The organism is Pseudorhizobium halotolerans (assembly GCF_902153235.2).
Taxonomy (GTDB): Bacteria; Pseudomonadota; Alphaproteobacteria; order Rhizobiales; family Rhizobiaceae; genus Neorhizobium; species Neorhizobium flavum.
Genome location: NZ_CABFWE030000001.1, coordinates 142,237 through 168,635 on the forward strand (window position 1 = coordinate 142,237; position 26,399 = coordinate 168,635).

The 26,399-nt window shown below is 62.3% G+C and carries 24 protein-coding genes; 7 read left to right on the plus strand and 17 right to left on the minus strand.

The features are described 5' to 3' along the window. Positions 1 to 57 precede the first annotated feature (57 nt). The 3 genes from FN060_RS00715 to FN060_RS00725 form a co-directional block, all read right to left on the minus strand. Positions 58 to 567 carry a GNAT family N-acetyltransferase gene (locus FN060_RS00715; protein WP_077549327.1) on the minus strand — a complete coding sequence of 170 codons (510 nt, stop codon included), beginning with the start codon at positions 565 to 567 and terminating at the stop codon, positions 58 to 60. Between the two features lie 189 nt (positions 568 to 756). Further along, positions 757 to 2,580, minus strand: coding sequence for a translational GTPase TypA (typA, locus tag FN060_RS00720; protein ID WP_052640396.1), 1,824 nt, complete (start codon positions 2,578 to 2,580; stop codon positions 757 to 759). 135 nt (positions 2,581 to 2,715) lie between these two features. Continuing rightward, a complete protein-coding gene (locus tag FN060_RS00725; RefSeq protein WP_425312127.1) occupies positions 2,716 to 4,818 on the minus strand; it encodes a M3 family metallopeptidase in 2,103 nt (700 codons plus the stop codon). A 260-nt stretch (positions 4,819 to 5,078) separates the two neighbouring features. Between FN060_RS00725 and FN060_RS00730 the strand changes: the two genes are divergently transcribed. Beyond that, on the plus strand, positions 5,079 to 6,254 hold the full coding sequence (locus FN060_RS00730; protein ID WP_142586748.1) for a multidrug effflux MFS transporter: 1,176 nt from the start codon (positions 5,079 to 5,081) through the stop codon (positions 6,252 to 6,254). A 54-nt stretch (positions 6,255 to 6,308) separates the two neighbouring features. On the opposite strand, the gene FN060_RS00735 is transcribed toward FN060_RS00730, so the two are convergent. After that, entirely contained in the window at positions 6,309 to 7,532 is a 1,224-nt protein-coding gene (locus FN060_RS00735; protein ID WP_142586447.1) for an argininosuccinate synthase, read from the minus strand. 166 nt (positions 7,533 to 7,698) lie between these two features. On the opposite strand from FN060_RS00735, the gene FN060_RS00740 reads away from it, so the two are divergent. Both FN060_RS00740 and FN060_RS00745 read left to right on the plus strand, forming a co-directional pair. Next, positions 7,699 to 8,559, plus strand: coding sequence for an SDR family NAD(P)-dependent oxidoreductase (locus tag FN060_RS00740; RefSeq protein ID WP_077549325.1), 861 nt, complete (start codon positions 7,699 to 7,701; stop codon positions 8,557 to 8,559). A 62-nt stretch (positions 8,560 to 8,621) separates the two neighbouring features. Then, a complete protein-coding gene (locus FN060_RS00745) occupies positions 8,622 to 9,263 on the plus strand; it encodes a LysE family translocator (protein ID WP_052640401.1) in 642 nt (213 codons plus the stop codon). A 3-nt stretch (positions 9,264 to 9,266) separates the two neighbouring features. Here the strand turns inward: FN060_RS00745 and FN060_RS00750 are convergent, their stop codons facing one another. The 9 genes from FN060_RS00750 to FN060_RS00790 form a co-directional block, all read right to left on the minus strand. Continuing rightward, the gene (locus FN060_RS00750; protein ID WP_142586448.1) at positions 9,267 to 10,061 is read right to left on the minus strand and encodes an ABC transporter ATP-binding protein; all 795 of its coding nucleotides are present in this window, start codon (positions 10,059 to 10,061) and stop codon (positions 9,267 to 9,269) included. Beyond that, a complete protein-coding gene (locus tag FN060_RS00755; RefSeq protein ID WP_077549425.1) occupies positions 10,058 to 10,939 on the minus strand; it encodes an ABC transporter permease in 882 nt (293 codons plus the stop codon). Before FN060_RS00755 ends, FN060_RS00750 begins: the two co-directional genes overlap by 4 nt. A gap of 98 nt (positions 10,940 to 11,037) precedes the next feature. Then, on the minus strand, positions 11,038 to 11,991 hold the full coding sequence (locus tag FN060_RS00760) for an ABC transporter substrate-binding protein (protein ID WP_077549322.1): 954 nt from the start codon (positions 11,989 to 11,991) through the stop codon (positions 11,038 to 11,040). A 90-nt stretch (positions 11,992 to 12,081) separates the two neighbouring features. Beyond that, on the minus strand, positions 12,082 to 13,320 hold the full coding sequence (gene rlmN, locus FN060_RS00765) for a dual-specificity RNA methyltransferase RlmN (protein ID WP_142586449.1): 1,239 nt from the start codon (positions 13,318 to 13,320) through the stop codon (positions 12,082 to 12,084). 209 nt (positions 13,321 to 13,529) lie between these two features. Next, positions 13,530 to 14,033 (minus strand): invasion associated locus B family protein, encoded by a 504-nt coding sequence (locus FN060_RS00770; RefSeq protein ID WP_052640410.1) that lies wholly within the window; start codon positions 14,031 to 14,033, stop codon positions 13,530 to 13,532. Between the two features lie 243 nt (positions 14,034 to 14,276). Then, entirely contained in the window at positions 14,277 to 14,669 is a 393-nt protein-coding gene (locus tag FN060_RS00775) for a YkvA family protein (protein WP_142586450.1), read from the minus strand. Between the two features lie 55 nt (positions 14,670 to 14,724). Further along, a complete protein-coding gene (locus tag FN060_RS00780; protein ID WP_142586451.1) occupies positions 14,725 to 15,027 on the minus strand; it encodes a 4a-hydroxytetrahydrobiopterin dehydratase in 303 nt (100 codons plus the stop codon). A gap of 18 nt (positions 15,028 to 15,045) precedes the next feature. Beyond that, complete coding sequence (thpR, locus tag FN060_RS00785; protein ID WP_142586452.1) at positions 15,046 to 15,633, minus strand: RNA 2',3'-cyclic phosphodiesterase; 588 nt, start codon at positions 15,631 to 15,633, stop codon at positions 15,046 to 15,048. 67 nt (positions 15,634 to 15,700) lie between these two features. Further along, positions 15,701 to 16,342: an arylesterase gene (locus tag FN060_RS00790; RefSeq protein ID WP_142586453.1), complete on the minus strand. Its 642-nt coding sequence runs from the start codon at positions 16,340 to 16,342 to the stop codon at positions 15,701 to 15,703. A 73-nt stretch (positions 16,343 to 16,415) separates the two neighbouring features. Here FN060_RS00790 and FN060_RS00795 point away from each other — a divergent pair, with 73 nt between their 5' ends. The 4 genes from FN060_RS00795 (at position 16,416) to FN060_RS00810 (ending at position 21,294) form a co-directional block, all read left to right on the plus strand. Then, on the plus strand, positions 16,416 to 17,126 hold the full coding sequence (locus FN060_RS00795; protein ID WP_142586454.1) for an ABC transporter ATP-binding protein: 711 nt from the start codon (positions 16,416 to 16,418) through the stop codon (positions 17,124 to 17,126). Continuing rightward, the gene (locus FN060_RS00800) at positions 17,123 to 19,666 is read left to right on the plus strand and encodes an ABC transporter permease (RefSeq protein WP_142586455.1); all 2,544 of its coding nucleotides are present in this window, start codon (positions 17,123 to 17,125) and stop codon (positions 19,664 to 19,666) included. Before FN060_RS00795 ends, FN060_RS00800 begins: the two co-directional genes overlap by 4 nt. 216 nt (positions 19,667 to 19,882) lie before the next feature. Further along, positions 19,883 to 20,629, plus strand: coding sequence for a Bax inhibitor-1/YccA family protein (locus tag FN060_RS00805; RefSeq protein ID WP_142586456.1), 747 nt, complete (start codon positions 19,883 to 19,885; stop codon positions 20,627 to 20,629). Positions 20,630 to 20,736: 107 nt separating this feature from the next. After that, positions 20,737 to 21,294, plus strand: coding sequence for a GNAT family N-acetyltransferase (locus tag FN060_RS00810; RefSeq protein ID WP_142586457.1), 558 nt, complete (start codon positions 20,737 to 20,739; stop codon positions 21,292 to 21,294). Here FN060_RS00810 and FN060_RS00815 read toward each other — a convergent pair. The 4 genes from FN060_RS00815 to acnA form a co-directional block, all read right to left on the minus strand. Next, a complete protein-coding gene (locus FN060_RS00815) occupies positions 21,291 to 21,677 on the minus strand; it encodes a DUF2794 domain-containing protein (RefSeq protein WP_142586458.1) in 387 nt (128 codons plus the stop codon). The two genes, FN060_RS00810 and FN060_RS00815, sit on opposite strands and share 4 nt — an antisense overlap. Before the next feature lie 256 nt (positions 21,678 to 21,933). After that, a complete protein-coding gene (locus tag FN060_RS00820) occupies positions 21,934 to 22,683 on the minus strand; it encodes a DUF1223 domain-containing protein (protein WP_142586459.1) in 750 nt (249 codons plus the stop codon). A 154-nt stretch (positions 22,684 to 22,837) separates the two neighbouring features. Then, positions 22,838 to 23,575, minus strand: coding sequence for a sulfite exporter TauE/SafE family protein (locus FN060_RS00825; RefSeq protein ID WP_210310672.1), 738 nt, complete (start codon positions 23,573 to 23,575; stop codon positions 22,838 to 22,840). A gap of 75 nt (positions 23,576 to 23,650) precedes the next feature. Continuing rightward, the gene (acnA, locus tag FN060_RS00830) at positions 23,651 to 26,344 is read right to left on the minus strand and encodes an aconitate hydratase AcnA (RefSeq protein WP_142586460.1); all 2,694 of its coding nucleotides are present in this window, start codon (positions 26,342 to 26,344) and stop codon (positions 23,651 to 23,653) included. Positions 26,345 to 26,399 lie beyond the last annotated feature (55 nt).

Genomic DNA, 26,399 nt, shown 5'->3' on the forward strand with positions numbered 1-26,399 from the left:
TATTATGTTGCAAGGCAACAAGGCTTTGGTCGTGAGGAAACGCTTGCGCGCGCCTCGTCAGCGCGGCCAGACGAACCCGATCTTGCGCAATGAGGTCCCACCGAAGTCCTCCATGCCCTCCACCATGTCGAGCCCACCATGACGGCGGAAGAAGCGCGCGGCGTGTTCGCTGTCTTCAAGGCACCAGACCACCAGACCGTCGCAGCCCAGCGATTTGAGGAGCCGCCGGCTTTCACCGAACAGGCGGCGACCGAGGCCTATTCCCTGGAATTCCGGGCGCAGGTAGATCTCGTAGACCTCGCCGTCGTAGGGGAGCGCTTTTGCTCGGTTCAGCCCGATTGTAGCGTACCCCGCGATGGTTCCGGCGACTTCGAGCACGAGAAGTGTCGCAGGCCCGCGTGTCGCCTTGCGCCACCAGGCCTCGCCCCGGCGCTCCAGCATCTGGATCAGCGGCTTGTGCGGAATGAGGCCAGCATAGGCCTGGTTCCACGAGACGCGGTGCGTGTCCGCTATCGCGCACGCATCTTGCGGCTCCGCTCGCCGCACATCGATCGACAACGTCTTCATAACGCCACTCTGGACCCGATCATCGGGCTTCGCGAGATATGATAAAGCGTCAGCACGGCTGTCCCCAGCATTGGTTCTGGCGCCTTCGAGACGAAGTTAACGCTTTTTTTACGATGGGAACAAGGGTGTGCGGGATTAAGACACAAAAAGAAAACCCGGCGGATCGCCGGGTTCTCGAAGGTCGATGTCTTAGCCGGCCAGTTTGGCCTTCTCGAAACGCTTGCGATCGTTCGGATCGAGATAGAGCTTGCGAAGCCGGATGGACTTCGGCGTCACCTCCACCAACTCGTCGTCCTGAATCCACGAAAGAGCGCGCTCCAGCGTGAACTTGATCGGCGGCGTGAGCTTCACCGCGTCGTCCTTGCCGGCGGCGCGGATGTTGGTGAGCTTCTTGCCCTTCAGCACGTTCACGTCGAGATCATTATCACGGCTGTGGATGCCGATGATCATGCCTTCGTAGACCTTCTCGCCGGCATCGATGATCATCGGGCCGCGGTCCTCGAGGTTGAACAGCGCATAGGCAACGGCTTCGCCGGATTCATTGGAGAGCAGCACGCCGTTCACACGACCACCGATCTCGCCCTTGTACGGCTGGTACTCGTGGAACAGCCGGTTCATGACGGCGGTGCCACGGGTGTCGGTCAGGAGTTCCGACTGGTAGCCGATCAGGCCGCGGGTCGGGGCATAGAAGCGCAGGCGAACGCGGTTGCCGCCCGACGGACGAAGCTCGACCATCTCGGCCTTGCGCTCCGACATTTTCTGGACGACGACGCCGGAATGCTCCTCGTCCACGTCGATGACGACTTCCTCGACCGGCTCCATCATCTGGCCAGTCGCTTCGTCCTTGTGCATGACGACGCGCGGACGCGACACGGCAAGCTCGAAGCCCTCGCGGCGCATGTTTTCGATCAGCACCGCAAGCTGAAGCTCACCACGTCCGGAGACATAGAAGGAGTCCTTATCGGCCGACTCCTCGATCTTCAGCGCGACATTGCCTTCCGCTTCCTTGTACAGGCGATCACGGATGACGCGGCTCGTCACCTTGTCGCCTTCGGTGCCAGCAAGCGGGCTGTCGTTCACGATGAAGGACATCGTCACGGTCGGCGGGTCGATCGGCTGTGCAGCCATCGGCTCCGTAACGGACGGATCGCAGAAGGTATCGGCGACGGTGCCCTTGGAGAGGCCAGCGATCGCGACGATATCGCCGGCATGGGCTTCCTCGATCGGCTGGCGCTCGATGCCGCGGAAGGCCAGGATTTTTGAGATACGGCCGCTTTCGATCAGCCTGCCGTCCTGGCCGAGAACCTTCACCGCCTGGTTCGGCTTGATGGAACCGGAAGCGATACGGCCGGTAATGATGCGGCCCAGGAAGTTGTTGGCTTCCAGGATGGTACCGATCATCCGGAACGGGCCTTCCTCGACGGTCGGCTCGGGAACATGCTTCAACACGAGGTCGAGCAGCGGCGCCATGCCTTCGTCCTGCGGACCTTCCGGATTGACGTTCATCCAGCCGTTGCGGCCCGAGCCGTAGAGGATCGGGAAGTCGAGTTGCTCGTCAGTCGCGTCAAGATTGGCGAAGAGATCGAAGACTTCGTTCAGCACTTCCTCGTGACGACCATCCGGGCGGTCGATCTTGTTGATGGCCACGATCGGCTTCAGGCCGACCTTGAGCGCCTTGCCGACGACGAACTTCGTCTGCGGCATCGGGCCTTCGGACGCGTCGACGAGAACGATCGCGCCATCCACCATCGAAAGGATACGCTCGACCTCCCCGCCAAAGTCGGCGTGGCCGGGGGTGTCGACGATGTTGATGCGGTGACCCTTCCAGTCGATGGAAGTTGCCTTCGCAAGGATCGTGATACCGCGCTCTTTCTCGATGTCGTTGGAATCCATGACGCGTTCCATGACGCGCTGGTTCTCTCGGAAGGTGCCCGACTGCTTCAGGAGCTCGTCAACAAGCGTCGTCTTTCCATGGTCAACGTGCGCGATAATCGCGATGTTGCGGATTGCCATATAGTATATCTCTGAGTTGGGGGGCGCTACTTATGGGAGGAGAGCGCCAATTTCGTTGGCGCCTCATACCTCGTTTTTCGCAAATGCGAAAGAGGGGAGCCCCTATTCTTCCGGAACAGCAGTCATGCACTTGCGTCAGGCGTCGCTGCCGGAGAGTTCCTCCACCATCGCCAGCCCTTTCTTGCGAAGCATGGCTTGCGGGTCCGGCAGCTTGCCGCGGAAGGCCTTGTAGGCATCTTCGGGATCGACGGATCCGCCGACCGAGTAGATGTTGTTCTTCAGCTTGCGCGCCATGACCGGATCGAAGGCATCGCCCGCTTCCTCGAACGCGGCAAACGCATCAGCATCAAGCACTTCCGACCACATGTAGGAATAGTATCCGGCCGAATAGCCGTCCCCCGAGAAGACGTGCTGGAAATGCGGCGTGGCATGGCGCATCACGATGGACTGCGGCATGCCGATCTTGTCCAGAACCTCGGCCTGGACCTGCATGGGATCGCCTACATCGCCGCGCGTGTGGAAGGCCATGTCGACCAGCGCCGAAGACGTGAATTCGACAGTCGCAAAACCGGCATTGAAGGTGCGCGCCGCCAGAACCTTCTCGAGCAGTTCCTTCGGCATCGGTTCGCCGGTCTCGTAGTGGACCGCATACTTCTCCAGAATTTCCGGCACCGTCAGCCAGTGCTCGTAGAGCTGTGACGGCAGTTCAACAAAGTCTCGGGCCACGCCGGTTCCGGCGACCGAAGGATAGGTCACGTTCGAAAGCATGCCGTGCAGCGCATGGCCGAACTCGTGGAACAGCGTGCGCGCGTCGTCCAGCGACAGGAGCGCCGGCCTGCCGGCTGCGGGCTTCGCAAAGTTGCAGACATTGTAGATGATCGGGATCTCGCCCTTCTTGCCATTCTTCAGCGGCAGCCTGTGCTGCGACTGGAAGGAGCTCATCCAGGCGCCGGACCGCTTGGACGACCGGGCAAAGTAGTCGCCGAGGAACAGAGCCTTCAGCGCACCCTCCTCGTCTCGGATCTCGAACACACGCACGTCCGGATGATAGGCCGGCACGCCCTTCACCTCGGCTGCGAGAATGCCGAACAGCCGCTCGGCCACATCGAAGCAGGCCTCAATGATCTGTTCGAGCTGGAGGTAGGGTTTGAGCTCGGATTCGGAGAAATTAAACGTGCGGTGGCGCAGCTTCTCGGCGTAAAACCGCCAGTCCCAGGGCATCACCTCGTGGTTGCCGCCCTCTTCCGCGATAAGACCGGCAAGGCTCGCTTCCTCTTCCAGTGCACGGTTCCGGGCCTTTTCCCAGACAGCCATCAGCAGGTCGTTCACCGCCTCCGGCGTCTTCGCCATGGTATTGTCGAGCTTGAACGCGGCGAAGCTGTCATAGCCCAACAGCTTGGCGCGCTCGACCCGCAGGGCAAGCGTCTCCTTGACGATCGCAAGGTTGTCCGTCTCACCGCCATTCGCACCGCGCGCGGTCCATGCCTTGAACGCCTGCTCACGCAGATCCCTGCATTCCGAAAAGGTCAGGAAGGGCTCGATGATCGAGCGCGACAGCGTCACGACGTAGCCGTCCTCGTGGCCACGGTCACGCGCAGCCGAGGCCATGGCATCGCGGAGGAAGGCCGGAAGGCCGGCGAATTCGGCTTCGCCGGAAAGATGAAGTTGCCAGCTCTTCTCATCCGCCAGCACGTTCTGCCCGAACCTCGCTCCAAGACCCGCGAGCTTCTCGTTGATCGCCGCAAGCCGCTCCTGTTCCGGCTTGGGCAACCTGGCACCCGTACGGACAAAACCCTTCCAGTGCCGCTCGAGAACCCGCTCCTCCTCGACAGTCAGGCCGAGGCTTTCCCGCTTCTCCCAAAGGGTATCAACGCGTTTGAACAGCGCCTCATTCATCGCGATCTTCGAATAATGCCGCGACATCTTCGGCGCGATCTCCCGCTCCAGCGCCTGGATCACATCGTTGGTATGGGCGCCGGCCTTGTTCCAGAACAGCGCCGAGATACGCGACAACTCATCACCGGCGATCTCAAGCGCAACGATGGTATTCTCCATCGTCGGCTCACGCGGATCGGAAGCGATGTCGTTGATTTCGGCATCATGCTTCGCCATCGCCGCATTGAACGCGCCTGCGAAATCCTCGTCCTTCACAAGGTCGAAGCGCGGCAGGCCTTCGTGCCCGGTCCAGTCGATCAGGGCGGGATTGATGTGAAGCTGCGGCATGCGGAATTCCTTCATGATGATCTTCGGTCGCCTGGCGATAAGGCCGTCACCGATCTATCTGGGAAGCTAGACGATCCATGCAAGCTGCCAAGCGCAATTCTCACGCTAACTAATTTGCCCCTGCTCTTGCCTGAAGGGGGAAAGGGAGTATCTCTGCCCCCTTCCCCGGATGCCGCCCATGCGGCGGACCCTGGACCACATCACCCACCGGCAGCAACCTGTCTTGCCGAAACTGGCCCGCGATGAAAGCCGACAATCCCCAACCCGCCTCCACCATGACGCCGCGCCGGACTGCATTGCTCGGTGCCCTGCTGACAGCCCTTGGACCGGTTTCGATGGCGATCTACACCCCGGCCATGCCGGAACTGGTCGACGCTTTCTCCACCACGGAAGGCGCGATCAAGATGTCGCTCTCGCTCTATTTCGCGGGTTTTGCGGTGGCCCAACTGCTGGCAGGCCCGGCATCCGATGCATTCGGCCGCAAGGCGTCGACCATCAGTTTCCTGCTGATCTATCTGGCCGGGTCAGTACTTGCCGCCATGGCGCCAAGCATCGACCTGATCCTTGCAGGTCGCCTGATCCAGGGCATCGGCGCCTCTGTCGGCATTACGGTGGCCCGGGCAGTAGTGCGCGACCAGTTCGTCGGCAAGGAAGCGGCGAGCATCATGAACCTCATCGCCATCATGCTGACGGTGGCTCCGGCGCTCGGCCCGACGCTGGGCGGCCTGTCGCTCGCCGCCTTCGGCTGGAAATCGGTCTTCCTGCTGATGCTCGGCTTCGGGGTGATCTCGATCGGCAGCGTCGTTCTGTTCCTGCGCGAAACCACGATCCCCGATCGCACGCGACTCCGCCCCGCGCGGCTGTTCAAAGGCTACGCCGAGGTACTTTCGAACCCTCGTTTCACGCTCGCCTCCCTCGTCATCGGCGGCTCCATCGGTGCACTCTATGCGCAATCCACCATGCTGCCCTTCGTGCTGATCGGTGATGTCGGCCTGACGCCGACAGAGTTCGGGCTCGGCATGCTGGTGCAGACGGGCTCCTACCTCGCCGGCTCGATTGCGCTGCGCAAGGGGTCGCACCGCATCTCGGGCCATCGCGCCGTCGTCATCGGACTCTGCTTCTCGGCCATGGGCGGAATTGTCATGACCCTCTCTGTCGCGCTGCTCCCGCCGAGCTTCCTGTCCATAATGGTCCCGGTCGGCATCTGCACCTTCGGCATCGCCTTCGTCAGCCCGCATATCATCACCGTCGGCATGGCGCCCTTCCCGCATATTGCAGGCTCCGCCTCGGCAATGATGGGCTTCATTCAGATGAGCTGCGGATTCCTCGGCGGCCTGGCTGCGGCCATGATTGGCGCGCCTCTGCTTGCCTTTGGTACGGTCATCCCGTTCATGGAGTTCATGGCCGTCGGCAGCTATCTCGCATACCTGGCGCTCGACCGGCGGACGTGAAGAAACCGCCCTCGCGTCAGCGGGAGCGGCTTCAGCAAGCGGCGGTCTGAGATCTTAGCCCTCGAGGTTGCGCTTTGCGAGCGTGCGCAGGCGAAGCGCATTCAGCTTGATGAAGCCTGCCGCGTCCTTCTGGTCATAGGCGCCCTGGTCGTCCTCGAAGGTGACCAGCTTGTCGGAGTAGAGCGACTTGGGGGACTCGCGGCCGATGACCATGACATTGCCCTTGTAGAGCTTCAGCGTCACTTCGCCCTCGACATGCTCCTGGCTCTTGTCGATGGCTGCCTGCAGCATCTCGCGCTCCGGCGAGAACCAGAAGCCGTAATAGATCAGCTCCGCATAGCGCGGCATCAGCTCGTCCTTGAGGTGGGCAGCACCTCGGTCAAGCGTGATCGATTCGATTGCCCGGTGCGCGGCGAGCAGGATGGTGCCGCCGGGAGTTTCGTAGACGCCACGGCTCTTCATGCCTACAAATCGGTTCTCGACCAGGTCGAGGCGACCGATACCGTTGTCGCGGCCATAGTCGTTGAGTTTCGCGAGCAGCGTCGCGGGGGACAGGCGTTCGCCGTTGATCGAAACGGCATCGCCGCGCTCGAAGCCGATCTTGATGGTCGTCGCCTTGTCCGGTGCGGCTTCCGGCGAGATCGTGCGCATGTGCACGTATTCGGGCGCTTCCTGGCTTGGATCCTCCAGCACCTTACCCTCGGACGAGGAGTGCAGCAGGTTCGCGTCGACGGAGAAGGGTGCTTCTCCCTTCTTGTCCTTGGCGACCGGGATCTGGTTCTTCTCGGCGAAATCGAGCAGATCCGTCCGGCTCTTGAACGCCCAGTCGCGCCAGGGCGCGATGATCTTGATATCGGGGTTCAGCGCATAGGCCGAAAGCTCGAACCGAACCTGGTCGTTGCCCTTGCCGGTCGCACCGTGGGCGATCGCGTCGGCACCGGTCTTCCTGGCAATCTCGATGAGGTGCTTGGAAATCAGCGGACGGGCGATCGAGGTGCCGAGCAGGTAGACGCCTTCATAGACTGCATTGGCACGGAACATCGGGAAGACGAAGTCGCGGACGAATTCTTCGCGCACGTCCTCGATGAAGATCTCCTTGATCCCCAGCATCTCTGCCTTCTTGCGTGCGGGCTCGAGCTCCTCGCCTTGGCCAAGGTCGGCGGTGAAGGTGACGACTTCGGCGCCGAGTTCGGTCTGCAGCCACTTGAGGATGATGGAGGTATCAAGTCCGCCGGAATAGGCGAGAACGACTTTCTTCACGTCTTTGGGGAGTGCCATGATGTCCTGGTCCACTTAGGATGAGCGCGTGCGCCCGGGGGCGCTGGATGGCCGGCACTTTTAGCGAGTTTGCCTTCTGGTGCAAGATGTGACGGGTCCGACATGTTGACCGCGTAGTGTATGGCCCCAGATTAGCCGCCTGCATGACATTTCGAAGGAGCAAGCCATGGCCGACATTCATCCCGCCATAAAAAAGGGCAATGTTGCCGTTGTCACCGGAGCTGCCTCCGGCATCGGCCTTGCGACCGCCAAGCGCTTCGCCGAACTCGGGCTGTGCGTCGTGCTCGCAGATCTGGAGGGGGACACGCTCGCCAGTGCCTGCCGCGAAGTCGCAGCCCTGGCGGAAGGTGGCGAGGCTGACGTGACCGCCATCGGCACCGACGTCTCACAGCCCGCCGAACTGGAGTCCCTGGAGCGCGCCGTCATCCAGAAGTACGGTCGCGTGCACATCCTCATGAACAATGCGGGCATCCAGCCCGGAAGTTCGCTGTTCGGCCCGCAGGCCAACTGGGACAGGGTGCTTGCGGTCAACCTGATGGGTGTCGTCAACGGCAGCCGCATCTTCGGGCCCGGCATGATCGGTCACGGCGAGCCGGCGCTGATCATCAATACCGGCTCCAAGCAGGGCATTACCACGCCACCGGGCGATCCGGCCTACAACGTCTCGAAGGCGGGCGTGAAGGCATTCACCGAAGCGCTGCAGCACGAGCTGCGCAACACGGAGAACTGCCGTGTCAGCGCTCACCTGCTGATCCCCGGCTTCGTCTTCACTCCACTGACCGCCAACGGCCGTACGGAGAAGCCTGAAGGCGCGTGGACGCCCAATCAGACAGTCGAATACATGCTGGAGAGCCTTGGCCGCGGCGATTTCTACATCCTCTGCCCCGACAACGATGTGGACCGCAGGACGGATGAGCGGCGCATCCTCTGGGCAGCCGGTGACATCATCGAGAACCGACCGCCGTTGTCGCGCTGGCATCCGGATTTTGCGGAGGCGTCGAAGGCATTCATTGCGCAGCGGGAATGATTGGCAGCGGCGGGAAACGGGAGTAAGGAAGCACTGTTCATACTCCGCTTGCCGAGTTACCCATGGATTTCCTGCCGAGCCTGCCGACGTTACTTGCCTTCACAGCGGCCAGCCTCCTGCTGGCGGTGACGCCGGGCCCTGACATGACGCTGTCGATCAGCCGCGCGCTGGCGCAGGGCCGCGGGCCGGCGCTCTTCGTGGTCGTCGGCACGTCGACCGGCATCCTGATCCATACGCTGCTCGTTGCCTTCGGCATTTCGGCGCTGATCACGGCATCTCCCACGGCCTTCTTCATCCTGAAGACAGGCGGAGCCGGCTATCTGCTCTGGCTGGCGATCCAGGCCCTGCGCTCAGGCTCGAACCTGTCGGTCGAGAAGGTCGAAGGCGTAAAAGGATCCGTCCTTGCCAACGTCTCCACCGGGCTCTGGGTCAATCTGCTCAATCCAAAGGTCATCATCTTCTTCATGACCTTCCTGCCGCAGTTCGTCACCGCCAGCGATCCGGATGTTACGCAGAAGCTGATCTTCCTCGGCGTCTTCTTCATCCTCGTCGGCTCGCCGGTCAATGTGATCGTCATCCTGCTGGCGGACAAGCTGGCCGGCTGGCTGCAGGCGAACCCGAAGGTTCTGCGCGGCATCGACTACACCTTTGCCGGCGTCTTCTCCGTCTTCGCGTTCAAGATCTTCATGACGCAGGCACGCTGAGCCTCAGCCGATCAGCAGCGCGTCGTCGTCCAGTGTCTCGCCGCGCATCTTGCGGAACATGGCGATCAAATCCTCGACCTGCAGGTCCTTGCGGCTGTCGCCGCTGACGTCGAGGACAATCTCTCCGCCATGCAGCATGATCGTACGGTGACCGAAGTCCAGCGCCTGGCGCATGGAATGAGTCACCATCAAGGTCGTCAGCTTGCGCTCGGACACGACCCGCTGGGTGAGTTTCATGATGAATTCCGCCATGCCGGGGTCCAGCGCTGCGGTATGTTCGTCGAGAAGCAGGACTTCCGATCCGGCCAGGGTTGCCATTACCAGCGAGACGGCCTGCCGCTGCCCGCCCGACAGAAGGTCCATCCGGTCCTTCATCCGGTTTTCCAGGCCAAGGTTGAGCTCGGCGACGCGATCGCGAAAATGCGCGCGCCGGTTTGGTCCGAGAGCCGCCTTCAGTCCTCGCCGTTCGCCTCGCCGTGCGGCAAGAGCAAGATTCTCCTCGATCGACAAGGCGCCGCAACTGCCGGTCAGCGGATCCTGGAAGACCCGGGCAACGAGACCGGCCCGTGCAGCCGTCGGCTTCCGCGTCACGTCGGTCGTGCCGACCGTGACCTTGCCCTCGTTTGGCAGCACGTCGCCCGCCAGCACGCCGAGCAGCGTCGACTTGCCTGCACCGTTCGAGCCGATGACCGTGACGAAGGAGCCCTGCTGGATCGTCAGGCTCACCCCTTTCAGCGCTTCTTTCTGGAGAGGGGTTCCCTTGCCGAAGGTGACATGGATGTTTTTGAGATCGATCACGATCTGGCTCCTCCGCGACGCAGGTGCGGCAGGATGAGCGCCACTGCCACCAGGACGGCAGTCACCAGATTGAGGTCGGAGGCCTTCAGCCCCAGCGCATCCGTCGACAGCGCAAGCTGGATGGCGATGCGATAGAGGATCGAGCCGACGATGCAGCCGATGAGCGCAAGCAGGATGCCCCGGGCGCCGAACAGCGTCTCGCCGATGATCACCGCCGCCAGACCGACGACGATCGTTCCGACACCGGACGTGACGTCGGCAAATCCATTGGTCTGGGCAAACAGCGCGCCGCCGAGCGCCACGAGCGCATTCGACAGCGCCAGGCCGAGATAGACCTGCCTGCGCGTATCGACGCCCTGTGCGCGCGCCATCCGGGCATTGGCGCCGGTCGCCCGCATGGCCAACCCCGCATCACTCTCCAGGAAGCGCCAGACGAGGATCACCGCGATCACCACCAGCACGCCGACGAACAGCGGCCGCACGTAGACTTCTCGCAGGCCGAGGCCGAAGAAGGGGCTGAGCATGGTGTCGGCATTGATGAGGGCGACGTTCGGCTTGCCCATCACCCGCAGGTTGACCGAGAAGAGCGCGATCATTGTCAGGATGGAGGCAAGCAGATTGAGAATGCGGAAGCGCACGTTGAGGAAGGCGGTCACAAGGCCAGCCAGCGCGCCGGCAACCATGGCAATCGCTGCCGCAAACCAGGGGTTGAACCCGGTCGTGATGAGAACCGCGGCTACCGCTGCGCCCAGCGGGAATGAGCCGTCCACCGTCAGGTCGGGGAAATCGAGCACCCGGAAGGTAAGAAACACACCGATGGCAACGAAGGCAAAGACCAGCCCCAGTTCCACTGCGCCCCAAAAGGCGATCTGACTCAGCACCCTGGTGCTCTCCTGCTTTATCCGCCGCACGGCGGCGGATTGATGTGTCGGGGGTGTCGACGTTCGACGGTCGACACCCCCCGATATGCCGTAGCTTACTCGACGACGCGGGTTGCGCGCGACAGGACGGCGTCGGAGAAGGTGACGCCCATCTTCTCGGCGGCCTTCTTGTTGATCACGAGGTCCGTACCGGCGGCAACCTTTACCGGAATGTCGCCGGGAGCCTCGCCCTTCAGGACGCGGACCACCACTTCGCCCGTCTGCTTGCCGACGTCGAAGTAGTTGAAGCCGAGTGCTGCCAAGGCGCCGCGCGGAACCGAGTCCGTGTCACCGGCAAAGAGCGGCAGCTTTGCTTCCTCGGCGACCCCGACGGCTGCCTCGAATGCGGAAACAATAGTGTTATCGGTCGGGATGTAGAGGACATCTGCCCGCCCGACGAGAGCGCGGGTTGCGCCCTGCACCTCGGCAGACTTCGTCGCGACGGACTCGATCACCTCGAGGCCTGCCTTGGCAGCTTCTTCCTTGAGAGCCGCAAGGGTCGAGACGGAGTTGGCTTCCGCGGTATTGTACACGAAGCCCACCGACTTCGCGTCCGGGGTGATCTCCTTGATCAGGGCGATATGGTCAGCCACGGGTGACATGTCGGAGATACCGGTCACGTTCCCGCCGGGCTTGTCCATGTTCTTGACCAATTGTGCCCCGAGCGGATCGGAAACAGCCGTGAAGACGATGGCGATGTCGCGGGTTGCCGAAACCACGGCCTGCGCGGAAGGCGTCGAGATCGGTACGATGACCGTCGGCTCCTCGCCGACGAACTGGCGGGCGATCTGCGCGGCCGTGCCGGGGTTACCCTGAGCCGACTCGTAGAGGAAGGTCAGGTTCTCGCCTTCCTTGTAGCCGGCCTCGGAAAGTGCCTCCTTGATGCCGTCACGGGCGGCATCAAGGGCGGGATGCTCGACGATCGCGGTCACGGCAACAGTAACGTCCTGAGCCTTCGCAGGCATGACCAGAGCCGTCGCAGCGGCGAGGGCGAGAATGAGATTGCGCATGTTCTCCTCCAGAGATCGCTTCTTTCTGTCACGTCTCTTATGGAGCCATAGAACCGAAATCAACCGGGTGGTGATAACGAGAGCTGCGGATCAGTCATCCTCGCCGTGCCCCGCGATCATCATGGCCTCGAAAGCGAGGCGCTCGGTCTTGCGCATGCGCTCCGATTCCGACTTCAACTGTCCGCAGGCAGCCAGGATGTCGCGCCCGCGCGGCGTGCGGATCGGCGAAGCATAGCCCGCCTGGTTGATGAAGTCGGCGAACTTCTCAATCGTCGCCCAGTCGGAGCACTGGTAGTTGGTGCCTGGCCAGGGGTTAAACGGGATCAGGTTGATCTTTGCCGGAACGCCCTTCAGGAGCTTCACCAGTTCCTTGGCGTCCTCCAGGCTGTCGTTGACGTCCTTCAGCATCACATATTCGAAGGTGATGCGGCGGGCATTCGACAGGCCGGGATAGGCGCGGCAGGCTTCGATCAGTTCCTTCAGCGGATACTTCTTGTTGATCGGCACCAGCATGTCACGCAGCTCGTCGCGCACCGCATGCAGGGAGATCGCCAGCATGACGCCGATCTCCTCGCCGGTGCGGTAGATTTCCGGAACCACGCCGGAGGTCGAGAGAGTAATGCGTCGCTTGGAGAGCGAAAGCCCATCGCCATCGGATGCAATGAGAAGGGCCGTCTTCACCGCCTCGAAATTGTAGAGCGGCTCGCCCATGCCCATCATCACGATATTGGTGATCTTGCGATCGCTCGACGGGATCATCGCCCCCTGCGGCACGTCGCGATCGGGGAAGTCGCCGAGCCTGTCGCGCGCCAGCAGCAGCTGCGCCAGGATCTCTTCCGCCGTCAGGTTGCGCACCAGGCGCTGCGTGCCCGTGTGGCAAAAGGAACAGGTCAGCGAACAGCCCACCTGGCTGGAGATGCAGAGCGTGCCGCGGCCTTCCTCAGGGATGTAGACCGTCTCCACCTCGACCGGGCGACCGGCACCGCGCGGCGGAAAGCGCAGCAGCCATTTGCGCGTACCGTCATTGGAGACCTGCTCCTCGACAACCTCCGGACGAGCGATGGTGAAGTGCTCCTTCAGCATCTGCCGCATGTCCTTGGCGACGTTGGTCATTGCGTCGAAGTCCGAGACGCCGCGGATATAAAGCCAGTGCCAGAGCTGGCTGACGCGCATGCGCACCTGCTTGTCCGGAACACCCTTCTCCTTGAGGGCGTCCGCCATCTGCTCGCGCGTGAGCCCGATGAGCGAGGGCTTCGTACCCGCAAGTTCGGGGCGAACGACAAGCGGCGCTTTCACCGCGGGGTCGAGAACGGCTTCGGAGACTGACATTAACGGGTCCTGTTCAAACGCATGCGCCCGCCGCGGCGGAGTGGTCATCGGGCATGTTGTGCTTGAGATTGCCGCGCGGCATCTGTGGCCTACGGATACATTTGCGGCGGCACATAGCATCAAATCGTGGCTGCGTCACCATTCTTCAAGACGCAGTAAAGGCCGGTCCTGCGACCGGCCTTTACTCGAATGCCGTTATGGCAAGGGTGCTACTTGCAGGATTCGATCTGCTTCAGCGCCGCCGAAATGCCGGAGAGCGAATAGGAATAGGACGTGCTGGTGCCTCGGCCGGAGGTCGCCTTGACGGTCATGTTCGAACCGCCCTTCATGGCCGCGACCAGGGCGGGCTCCTCTGCCGCATTCTCGACCCAGGCTGCCTTGTCCTTGGTGAACATCACGAAGGTCTTGCCGTCGATGGTGACGTTAACCTTGGAATTCGACTGCAGCGGATAGCCCATCATCGCCTGCGGCTCGTAGGAGATGTTCTGGCCCGGGCGCTGCGAGACGATGAAGAAGATGTCTCCGTGATCGACATTAGCAGGTTCCTTGGCCGTCGGCACGGAAAGAACGTAGCAGACCGTGCCGCCGGAGGCCTTGTATGAATAGGCGCCCCATGCCTTGAACTGCTGGATGCGGGTGGGGGATTGGGCAGATGCGATGCCGGCGGCGGCCAGCATCAAAGTCACTGCAGTTGCTACGGTTTTAACAGACATGGTCTCCTGCCGCTTCTCTACTGGGGGCCGATAAGGCAAGCCTGGTCAGGCATCATCACGATTCAGTTCGATTTGACTTAATTGCGGTTACCAAACCGTCAACAGCGTCCGATGAAGTGCAGTCTACCTGTTCGCGGATGAACGGGAGCTTTACGACGACCGCGCCATTCGCCACTGACCGGGAGAATTGGGCAAGAATTTGTCTGGGCCGGCGCTTCATCAGCTCGCTCGACCTCATTAAAGCTAGGTCGGGTTTGTCCTGGCGTCCGGGTCCTGCGCCAGAGCCTTGTCAGCAGCATCGTAGTGACGGTCGGCGATATGGCCCTGGATCATCCTGAGTGCAGCGGCGATTACCGCCATGTCGTCCGTGAACCCTACCACGGCAAAGACGTCCGGCAGGAAGTCCAGGGGAAGGATGAAATAGGCCAACGCCGCGAACAGGATCCCCCGAACGCGGGTCGGCGTCCTTGGATCCATGGCGCAGTAATAGGCGGCAACCAGATCGCGGCTGAACGGGATGCTCGCAGCTACGCGCTTCAGCTTCGGCCAGAACTTGGCCCGCACCTGCTTCTCGCGCCGGTCCTGCGTTTCCTCGTCACCCGGCAGGAGGATTTCACCAATCTTCACGTCGTCCATAAACTCTAACCCGTGCGAAATCTGCTCCCTCATGTGGGGCGTGGTCCGATGGACGTCAATCGCCGCGGCTTGCAGCCCGGTTCATCGCTCGCGCGAGCTTGACGTCCTTTTCCGTCACCCCGCCGGCATCGTGGGTATTCAAAGTCACGTCGACCCGGGAATAGACGTTGAACCATTCCGGATGATGGTTCATCCGCTCCGCAACCAGCGCACATTCTGCCATGAAGCCGAAGGCCTGGCTGAAGTTCCGGAACCTGAAGCTTCGCGAGATAGCGGCGCCATCCTCACGCAGCGTCCAGCCCGGAAGTCCACTGAGGTCCTGTTCGATGGCCTCGGAAGAGAGCTTGTCCAGAGACATCGGACAGACGCTCCCGGCTCACACGAAGCTCTTGATCGGCTCCACCGACGACCGGTTCGTGCCGCTTCCGAAGTCCCGGAGCTCGAAAGCCTCTTCGGTCACGTAAGGTCCGCCGCCGATCGAGTCCTTGGACGACATCAGAACGAACCTGGACACCTTGAACGGCAGCGTGTGGAAGTCGCCCCGCCCGGAGAGATAGGTGACGACATCATCGAGCCTGCAGGCCTTCAGTCGTGCCAGCGTCACGTGCGGCATGAACTTGCGCGGATCCGGTGGCAGACCGATGCGCTGGCAGATCCGCTCGATCTCCGACTGGAGCGCCGCCATTTCTTGGGAAGGCGAAACGCCGGCCCAGATGGAATGGGGCTTCTTCGATCCAAAGGAGCCTATGCCGTTCAGGCTGATCTGGAACTCGGGCCGGTCGATGCGGTCCAGCCGGTCGACAATCTCGTCGGCCGTGCGTCCGTCCACGTCGCCAATGAAGCGCAGGGTGATGTGATAGTTTTCGACGTCGATCCAGCGTGCGCCGGGCAGACCGCCGCGAAGGAGCGACAGGCTCATGGCAATGTTGCGCGGGACTTCGAGGGCGGTGAAAAGTCTCGGCATTGCGAACCTCCTCGAATCTCTTGCGTCTGTTAACAGCGAATCATGGGTGCCGGTTCCTGGCAAGCTGTTATTTCCCCGACGTGCGGATGTCCCCTAGAAAGGCTTCAACGGCAGGCAAGGAGCGCTCCACCATGATCCCGACGCCTTTCGCGTTCGGGTGCATCCCATCCTCCAGCTGCGTCCCCGCAACCGCGACCACTCCGTCGAGGAAAAAGGGATAGAGCGGCACGTCGTGCTTTTCCGCCAGGCGCGGGTAGATCTCGTTGTAGCGCTCAGAATACGCGCTGCCCATGTTCGGCGGCGCCATCATTCCGGCGAGCAGCACCGGGATGTTCCGCTCCTTCAGGCGGGATATGATGGCATCCAGGTTCTTTTCGGTCTCGTCCGGGGAAATCCCCCGCAGCGCGTCGTTGGCGCCAAGCTCCAGGATGACGCCATCGGTGCCATCCGGTACGGACCAGTCGACCCGAGAGAGGCCACCCGATGTCGTGTCTCCGGAAACGCCGGCATTGGTAACGACGACATCATGCCCTTTGGCTTGCAGGGCGGTCTCGAGTTGCGCCGTATAGGACTCGCTCGGTGCGAGCTGGTAGCCCGCCATCAGGCTGTCGCCGAAACCGACCAGCTGTATGGGCTGTTGCGCAGCCGCCGGCCAGGCAGCCATGAACGACATGACGAGGAAGTGAAAGAGGATTGCTTTAAATCTCAAGGCCCGGTTCCTAAATTCGCGCTGCCGTGGCGCGGCTTCGGTTTTGCTGAAAGTCAATATAGGAAGCTTTGTTTTGACTGAAACCATCATCGAGCTGAGCCAGGCGGATCTTACACTCGGAAGCGCCGCGGCATCCGTCCATGTGTTGAAGCAGATCGATCTGCAGGTTCGCCGGGGCGAAGCCGTCGGCATCGTTGGTCCTTCGGGATCGGGCAAGTCGACCTTGCTGATGGTATTGGCTGGCCTCGAGCGCCTCGACAAGGGCGAGATACATATTGCCGGTGAGCCCCTGCACGCTCTCTCTGAGGATGCGCTCGCCGATTTTCGCGGCCGCAACATCGGCATCGTCTTCCAGTCCTTCCATCTGATCGCCAACATGACCGCGCTGGAAAACGTCGCTGTGCCCCTGGAACTCGCCAACGTGCGCAACCCGTTCGACATCGCCCGGCGGGAACTGGCCGCGGTCGGGCTCGGAGAGCGCCTCAGCCACTATCCCGGCCAGCTTTCCGGCGGCGAGCAGCAGCGCGTGGCGATCGCACGGGCTCTCGCGCCATCGCCCCTGGTCCTGATCGCCGACGAGCCGACCGGCAATCTCGATACCGAAACGGGACGTCAGATCGCCGATCTCCTCTTCGCCAAGCAGGCCGAACGCGGCATGACCATGCTGCTCGTCACCCACGACAATGCCCTTGCCGCCCGCTGCACCCGGCAGATCCGTGTCCGCTCCGGCGAAATCGTCGGGGATACGGCGGTCGATGCAGCACCGGAAGCGGTCCGCGCATGACCCGGTTTGGTCAAAGGCTGGGGACCGCATGGAGGCTGGCTCTTCGCGAAATGCGCGGAGGGCTTTCGGGCTTCTACATCTTCCTTGCCTGCATCGCCCTCGGCACCGGCGCAATCGCCGCCGTCAACTCGGTCTCGCGAGCCATCACCGGGGCCATAGCAACGCAGGGACAGGATATCCTCGCCGGAGATATCCGCTTCGAACTCGACAATCGCGAGGCGGCCCCCGAGGAACTTGCCTTCCTGCAACGCCTTGGCGAACTGTCGGTTTCAACCGGCCTGCGCTCGATGGCGCGTGTCCCGGATGGCTCCGAGCAGGGGCTGGTGGAAGTGAAGGCCGTTGACAGCGCTTATCCTCTCTACGGCGAGTTCGTGGCGGAGCCCAACCGCCCGCTCGGCGAACTGCTCCAGCAGGATGGCGAGGTATTCGGGGCAGTGGCCGCGCCGCTCCTACTCGACCGGCTCGGACTCCGTGTGGGAGACGAACTTCTGCTCGGGAATGCCCGCTTGCGCCTCGCTGCGACGGTTGCCAGCGAGCCTGATGCCATTTCCGACGGCTTCGGCTTTGCGCCGCGCCTGCTGGTGAGCCGCGAGGCATTGATGGCATCCGGCCTCGTCCAGACGGGCAGCCTGGTTGAACACGCCTACAAGATCCGCCTTGATGAGCCATCCATGCGCGGTGCGCTTCCCGCCCGCGCCACTGCGGAGTTCCCGAACGCCGGATGGTCCATCCGTACTGCCGATCGCGCGGCACCTTCGCTTACGGAAAATGTCGAGCGTTTCTCGCAGTTTCTGACGCTCGTCGGGCTGACGGCGCTGATCGTCGGTGGTGTCGGTGTCGCCAACGCGGTGCGTGCCTTTCTCGACGCGAAGCGGACCACAATCGCCACATTCAAATGCCTCGGCGCGCCCGCGGCCATCATCGCAGCCGTCTACCTCATCCAGATCCTGATGCTGGCTGCAATCGGCATCGCGATTGGCCTTGCGATTGGCGCCGTCGCACCGTTCATTGCGATGCGGTTCCTGGAAGGCGTGCTTCCCGTACCGGAGGAGATCGTTTTTTATCCGGGTGCGCTCGCGATGGCGGCTCTCTTCGGGCTCCTCATCACCTTCGCCTTCTCGGTGCTTCCCCTGGGGCACGCCCGCGAGGTGCCCGCGACAGCACTCTTCCGTGAACAGAGCTTCGACCAGGCAAGGTTTCCATCCTGGCCATACGTGCTCGCCGCAGCAGCCGCGCTGGCGGCGCTCGCTTTCCTGGCGATTGCGACCGCCGAGGAGCGTTTCATCGCCAGTGTCTTCCTCGCCGCTGTGGCTGGCGCATTCATCCTGCTTCGGCTCGTCGCCCTGCTGATTTCAGCCCTTGCCCGCCGCAGTCCGCGCGTCAATTCACCGGCCCTTCGACTGGCGATCGGCAATATTCACCGCCCGGGCGCGCTCACGTCATCCGTCGTGCTGTCCCTCGGCCTCGGGCTCGCGCTGCTCGTAACCCTCGCTTTGATCGACGGCAATCTGCGCCGGCAGTTGACGGGCAGAATGGCCGAGCAGGCGCCGAACTTCTTCTTCGTCGACATCCAGAGCGCCGAACGCGAGGGCTTCCTCGACATCCTGCAGAAGCACGCGCCGGAGGGCACGATCAACCAGGTGCCGATGCTGCGCGGCCGCATCATCGCCTTCAACGACCAGGACGTCGCCCAGATGAACGTTCCGCCTGGAGGCAGATGGGTCCTCAGGGGCGATCGCGGGATTACCTATGAAGAGATCCTTCCCACCAATTCCACGCTGACCGAAGGCGCCTGGTGGCCAAGGGACTATGACGGAGAACCGCTGGTCTCCTTCTCGGCGGAGGAAGCCGGGGAACTTGGCCTTGCGATCGGCGATACCGTCACCGTCAACGTCCTTGGCCGCAACATCACGGCGCGCATCGCCAACTTTCGGCAGGTGGAATGGGAATCGCTGTCGATCAACTTCGTGATGGTATTCTCGCCCAATACCTTCCGCGGTGCTCCGCATGCCTGGCTGGCAACGCTGACGGACCCCGATGCCACGGCCGCCGAAGAGGCCGCCATCCTGCGGGATGTGACGAGCGCCTATCCGACGATCACCAGTGTCCGGGTGAAGGACGCGATCGACATTGTCGACCAGCTCGTCGGTCAGTTGGCGACGGCCATCCGGGCCGCAGCTGCCGTCGCCCTCGTCGCATCCGTGCTGGTTCTCGCAGGCGCCCTGGCCGCAGGCAACCGCGCGCGGACCCATGACGCCGTCATCCTGAAGACGCTCGGCGGAACCCGAGCCCTGCTGATACGGGCCTTCAGCTACGAATACATGATCCTCGGAGCGGCGACGGCCGTTTTCGCACTCGTCGCCGGCGGCACGGCTTCCTGGTTCGTAGTCAGCCGCATCATGAACCTGCCGTCGATCTTCCTTCCGGACGTGGCCCTGGTGACGCTCATCGGGGCCCTCGTCCTCACGGTGGGGATCGGCCTGATCGGGACCTGGAGAGTGCTGGGGCAGAAGGCGGGTCCGGTGTTGCGGGAACTTTAGTCGCCGGCTTCCGGAGCATGGCCTGATCACATCCGCGTCAGCGGAGGCGTGTCAGCGCCTTCTGCACGGCGGATTCCTCGTATTTCGCCGTCCCAACCACTTGTAGAACAGGCGATCTGCCATCATATTCGGCGTAGGCATGCTGAGCTCCGCAGCGGCGCCTGGGATTGTTGGTCCCGACACCGTGACTAAACACGGAGCTTGAATGAGGAAACTATGGCTGACTTCAAAAACTACCAGAACCGTATGGTGCAGGGCCACGCGCAAGCGGGGGCGATGATCGACGAAGGTCTCCGCGCCTATATGCTCAAGGTCTACAACCTGATGGCGCTGGGCCTGGCGATCACCGGCGTTGCGGCTTTCCTGACATGGCAGATGGCGGTTGCCGATGGCCAGCTGACCGGCTTCGGGCAGATGCTCTACGCCAGCCCGCTGAAGTGGGTGATCATGCTGGCCCCGCTCGGCATGGTGTTCTTCCTGAGCTTCCGCATAAATTCGATGAGCGTCGCTGCAGCCCAGATGACCTTCTGGATCTATGCGGCAATGATGGGTCTCTCGTTGTCCTCGATCTTCCTGGTCTTTACCGGTGAGAGCATCGTCCAGACGTTCTTCGTGACCGCCGCCTCCTTCGGCGCGCTGTCGCTCTACGGCTACACGACAAAAAAGGACCTGTCGGGCTTCGGCACCTTCCTGATCATGGGCCTGTTCGGTCTGATCATCGCGTCGATCGTCAACATCTTCCTGCAGTCGTCCGCGATGGGCTTCGCCATCTCGGTGATCGGCGTGCTGGTCTTCGCCGGCCTGACCGCCTATGACACCCAGAAGATCAAGGAAATGTACTGGGATGGCGACGAGGCTGTGGTTGCCGGCCGCAAGGCAATCATGGGTGCCCTCACCCTTTACCTCGACTTCATCAACCTGTTCATGTTCCTCCTGCAGTTCCTCGGCAATCGCAACGAGTAACCGCATCGGAAACGGCAGACGAAAAGGCGGCCTCCGGGCCGCCTTTTCTGTTGCCCCGCGTGCGCTGCGGCAATAGGTTCGCTCAGACTCCTCCTCGGCATCACCCCATGACCTTCATCCTGCGCGACGCTTCACCTTCCGATCTCCCGGCAATCACGGCCATATATGAGGACTGCGTCCTGAACGGGACCGCGAGCTACGAGCTCGACCCACCCGACACGGTTGAAATGGAAGCCCGCTTCGCCGCAATCTGCGGCAAAGGCTATCCCTACATCGCCGCCGAAGATCCGCAGGGCAATCTCCTCGGCTATGCCTATGCATCCGCCTTCCGGACCCGACCTGCCTATCGCTGGCTCGTCGAGGACTCCATCTACCTTGCCCCCGAAGCCCGTGGCCGCGGGATCGGCAAGGCACTGCTGTCCGAACTGCTGACGCGCTGCACGAGCCTGGGTTTCCGGCAAATGGTGGCGGTAATCGGCGGCGCGAGCCCCGCATCCATTGCCGTCCACCAAACCCTCGGCTTCAGGACCACCGGCAGGCTGGAGGCAACCGGCTTCAAGCATGGCCGGTGGCTCGACACGGTACTCATGCAAATATCGCTCGGGGATGGCGCCATGACGGATCCGGACGCTCTTGCCTATCCCGGCACGCTCTATCCAGGCTAGTCGATCAGCTTCAGCACCTTGTCGAATACCCGCAGCACCTGCGGCAGCTCGTGTCCCCGCTTGAGGATCATCCCGTGCGTGCTGATGACAGAGTACTGACCCTGCTTGGCCGCCAGCTTCGGGTTCTTCTCGATCCGGTAGAGCGGCATTTCGCCGGAACGCTTGAAGATCGAGAAGACCGCACGGTCCTTCAAGTGGTCGATGGCATAGTCCTTCCACTCGCCCTCGCCGACCATGCGTCCGTAGATCCGCAGGATGGCGTCCAATTCTCGCCGGTGGAAGGTGATGGGGACCGGTTCTCGGCTCTGGCGGTATTCCGTCAGGCTTACGACGACGTCGTCTTCTTGGCTGCGGAGGCCCCGCAAATCCGGCTGATCCGTCATCACGACTCCATGAATGATGTCAGTCGCATGACAGTTTGCCTCAGCGGGGGCAAAAAGCAATCCGCTGCGCATCTTTTGACGAACAGCAGCGGGTTTTTAATCTTGCCGCATTTCGAACAAAACACTGCCGGATTCCCGGACAAAAGTCCCAGCGTTGGTTGGCTTTTTCAGCCCCAATAGATCCGGCCCGGTTTCATTGACCCTTACCCCCAGCCCCCCAATGTCTCCGGGTCGGATCGCCTCCCAAGCAGCGCTCCTAGTAGCGCTTGCGCCCGGCCATCAGGATCGTCGCCCCGAGGATGGAAGCTGGCTCCCCGCCGGAGCCTGAGCGTTGCAGCAGGATTGCGCACCCATCCTTCTTCCACTTGCCCATGAACTTGCCCGGAAGCGACAGCTTGAGCGGCTTTCCCTGCCACATCCCGACCGACTGCACGTCGTAGACGCTGTGCCAGTATTCCATGGTCTTGCCGGCATTCTCGCCCTTCGAGACCTCGACATCCTGGCGCTTTGTGAAATACGCGACGACCACTTCCGCCTCACCCTGGCCTTCGCCGATCTCGATCTCGATCTCCTTGCCCCGCATGCGGGCGACAACCGGCACCGTCAGGCCCTGGCCTTCGGCCTTGAGCCTGTCGACGGTGGCGTTGATCGCGCTGAGTTCCGTTCCCTTTACGTGATCCCGGCCATTGATGACCGCCTGGGGCGTGTAGACGCCGGTTCGGCCGAGCGATTCGGCATACCCGTATTGCCGTTCCGTATTGGCCTTGGAGCTGAGCGTATCGGTCCAGCCGAGATAGTTCCAGTAATCCACGTGATAGGAGAGGGCGACGACGTCGCCTTGATGCACGAGTTTCTTCAACACGGCGTCTGCGGGCGGGCAGGATGAGCATCCCTGCGACGTGAACAACTCAACCACGCCTTTTGGCGTCTTGCCCTCTTCTGCCGAGGCTGTGGCGGCAGCCAGGACACCGGCAAGGAATATCGCTCTGCGGACGATGGGCAGCATCAACGCAAACCTCTTGAACTGACATTTGTTAGCCACGGCTGACCGCGGGGATCAAGAGGCTAACGGAAGAACTCGGGCCAAAGTAAACGGGCAGACGGCTCAACAGGAAGTCACGATGGGGTGAGGAGCTTCCGCGTCAGCACCCGCGCAACCGTTACATCAACTGCTGGAGACCCTGCAGCAGGTAGACCCCTCCGACACCGGTAACGATCCAGCGGGTCCAGCTTCGGAAGGACAGGTCTGTCATCCGCTGCAGGATGATGTTGCCGGTCCGCGTCCCCAAGATGGCGATCGGTGCGGCCAGAAGGATCGCGAGCCAGTCTGATGCAGGCAGTGCGGCAGCAGCCTGCCAGTAGAAGACCACCTTCGTCGCATGCGAGACGAGCTGCATCGCTGCCTTGGTGGCAATGACCTTGCGGCGATCCATCATGGTGCGGATGAAAAAGATGTCGATCGTCGGTCCGGAAACACCGACCCCCATGGCAAGGGCACCGGCGATGAAGCCGCAGGCCAGGGCGTGAGACGGGCGGGAGGCGTCCAGCTGAAGGCGCTGGACCGGCAGCCAGACGAGAACCGGCATCAACCCTAAAACGATGGATACGACGATGAGGTTCGGCGTGTAGTTCACCACCGTCAGCACAGCCGCCGCGATCAGGAGGCCGAGACACAGGATCGTCAGAATCCGGTAATCGATATAATGCCGCGAGAACCAGGCGCGGGACCCGTTGGCGACCATCTGGATGACGCCGTGCACGGCGATCGCAGTGGCGACCGGCATCAGGAAAAGCAGGACCCAGAGAAGGATCAGCCCGCCGGCCATGCCGAACACGCCGGAAAGCAGCGATGTCAGGAAGACCGTCAGCGCCATGCCTGCGAGGATGGCTGGGCTCAAGGATAGGCTCCGCTGAACACGGCCTTAGGCCGCAGGAACACCCGCCGGATAGGTCCGGCGGGTGCAGGTTGACTGTCAGGCTGCCAGATCGCGGAGAACGGTCTGCAGGATGCCGCCATTGTTCATGTAGGTGACCTCATCGAGGGTATCGATGCGGCAGAGGATGTTCACTTCCTTCACCGAACCGTCACCGTAGGTGATCTTCGCCGTCTTCCATTCGCGCGGCTTGATCGGACCTTCCAGCCCCTCGATCGTCACCGTCTCGTCGCCCTTGAGGTTGAGGCTGGCCCAGCTGGTGCCTTCCTCGAGGACGAAGGGAACGACGCCCATGCCGACCAGGTTCGAGCGGTGGATACGCTCGAACGACTGCGCAATCACAGCCTTGACCCCGAGAAGATTGGTACCCTTCGCGGCCCAGTCACGGGACGAACCGTTGCCGTATTCGACGCCGGCGAAGATGACGAGCGGGACACCTTCTTCCTTGTACTTCATGGCCGCGTCGTAGATCGACATCTCTTCCTTCGACGGATAGTGGATTGTGTAGCCACCTTCCTTGCCGTTCGGGCCGAGCATGTGGTTGCGAAGGCGGATGTTGGCAAAGGTACCACGCATCATGACCTCATGGTTACCGCGGCGCGTGCCGTACTGGTTGAAGTCGGCAACACCGACCCCGTGATCCATGAGATAGGAGCCTGCCGGCGAGGCCGCCTTGATCGAACCGGCCGGAGAGATGTGGTCGGTGGTGATCTTGTCGCCAAGGAGACCGAGGACACGAGCGCCCTTGATGTCCTTGAGGCCGGTACCCGTCTTGCCCATGCCCACGAAGTAGGGCGGGTTCTGGACATAGGTGGAGTCGTCGTCCCAGGCGTAGGTCTGGCCCGGCGGCACCTGAACGGCCTGCCAGTTCCCGTCGCCCTTGAACACGTCCGCATACTTCGACTCGTAGAGTTCGCGCGTGACGTACTTCAGGATGAACTCCTGGATCTCGTGCGAGGTCGGCCAGATGTCCTTCAGGTAGACAGGGTTGCCGTTCTGGTCTTCACCGATCGGCTCCTTCGTCAGGTCCTTCTGCACCGTGCCGGCCAAGGCATAGGCGACGACGAGCGGCGGCGAGGCCAGGTAGTTCGCCTGGACATCCGGCGAAATGCGGCCCTCGAAGTTGCGGTTGCCGGAAAGAACGCCCGAAACGATCAGGCCCTTGTCGTTGATCGTCTTGGAGATCGGCGCCGGCAGCGGGCCGGAGTTGCCGATGCAGGTCGTGCAGCCGAAGCCGACGAGGTTGAAGCCGAGCTTGTCCAGATCCGTCTGCAGACCTGACTTTGCAAGGTACTCTCCGACCACCTGCGATCCAGGCGCCAGCGAAGTCTTCACCCACGGTTTGGTCTTCAGGCCCTTGGCAACGGCATTGCGGGCCAGCAGGCCTGCGGCAATGAGCACGCTCGGGTTGGACGTGTTGGTGCAGGACGTGATCGCGGCAATGGCGACGTCGCCGTGACCGAGATCGAAGTCCGTGCCCTCAACCGCATAGCGCGTGTCAAGCTGGCCCGGCTTCTTGTAGTCTGCCTCGAGGGCAGAGGCGAAGCCGGAGGCGATGTTCTCGAGCGCGATGCGGCCTTCCGGACGCTTCGGGCCGGCCATGGACGGCACGACGTCGCCGAGGTCCAGCTCAAGCGTATCGGTGAAGACGAGCTCGGAGCCATCGCCTTCGCGCCACATGCCCTGAGCCTTGGAATAGGCTTCCACCAGCGCGATCCGCTCGCGGGTACGGCCGGACATGGTGAGGTAGTTGATGGTTTCGCCGTCGACCGGGAAGAAGCCGCAGGTGGCTCCGTATTCCGGGCCCATGTTGCCGATGGTCGCGCGGTCGGCGAGCGGCATGTTGTCCATGCCCGGGCCGAAGAATTCAACGAACTTCGAGACAACGCCCTTCTTGCGCAGCATCTGCACCACGGTCAGCACGAGGTCAGTCGCGGTGACGCCTTCCTTCAGCTTGCCGGTGAGCTTGAAGCCGATGACTTCCGGCAGGAGCATGGAGACCGGCTGGCCAAGCATGGCGGCTTCCGCCTCGATGCCGCCAACACCCCAGCCGAGAACGCCAAGGCCGTTGATCATGGTTGTGTGGCTGTCGGTGCCGACGCAGGTGTCCGGATAGGCGATCGTCTCGCCGTCCTCATCCTTGGTCCAGACGGTCTGGCCGAGATATTCGAGGTTGACCTGGTGACAGATGCCCGTGCCCGGAGGGACCACGCGGAAGTTCTTGAACGCCTGCTGGCCCCATTTCAGGAAGCGGTAGCGCTCGCCGTTGCGCTGGTATTCCAGCTCGACGTTGCGGGCAAAGGCGGTCGGCGTGCCGAACTCGTCGACGATGACGGAGTGGTCGATCACGAGGTCGACCGGGACCAGGGGGTTGATCTTCTCCGGGTCGCCGCCGAGCGAAACCATGGCGTCGCGCATCGCAGCTAGGTCGACGACGGCCGGAACGCCGGTGAAGTCCTGCATCAGCACGCGAGCGGGACGGTAGGCAATCTCGCTCTCCACCATTCCCTTGTTGTTGAGCCATTCGGCGACGGCAAGGATGTGCTCCTTGGTCACGGACCGTCCGTCCTCGTGGCGCAGCAGGTTTTCGAGCAGCACCTTCATCGAGAAGGGAAGCTTCGAAACGCCGGGTAGACCGTTCGCTTCCGCCTTGGGCAGGCTGTAGTAGACATAGTCCTTGCCGCCCACGGTAAGGACGGAGCGACAATTGAAGCTGTCGAGAGATTTAGCCACGGACAATAACCCCGCTGATATGAGAGCCAACACGCGCGTGCGGACGCCTATGCAC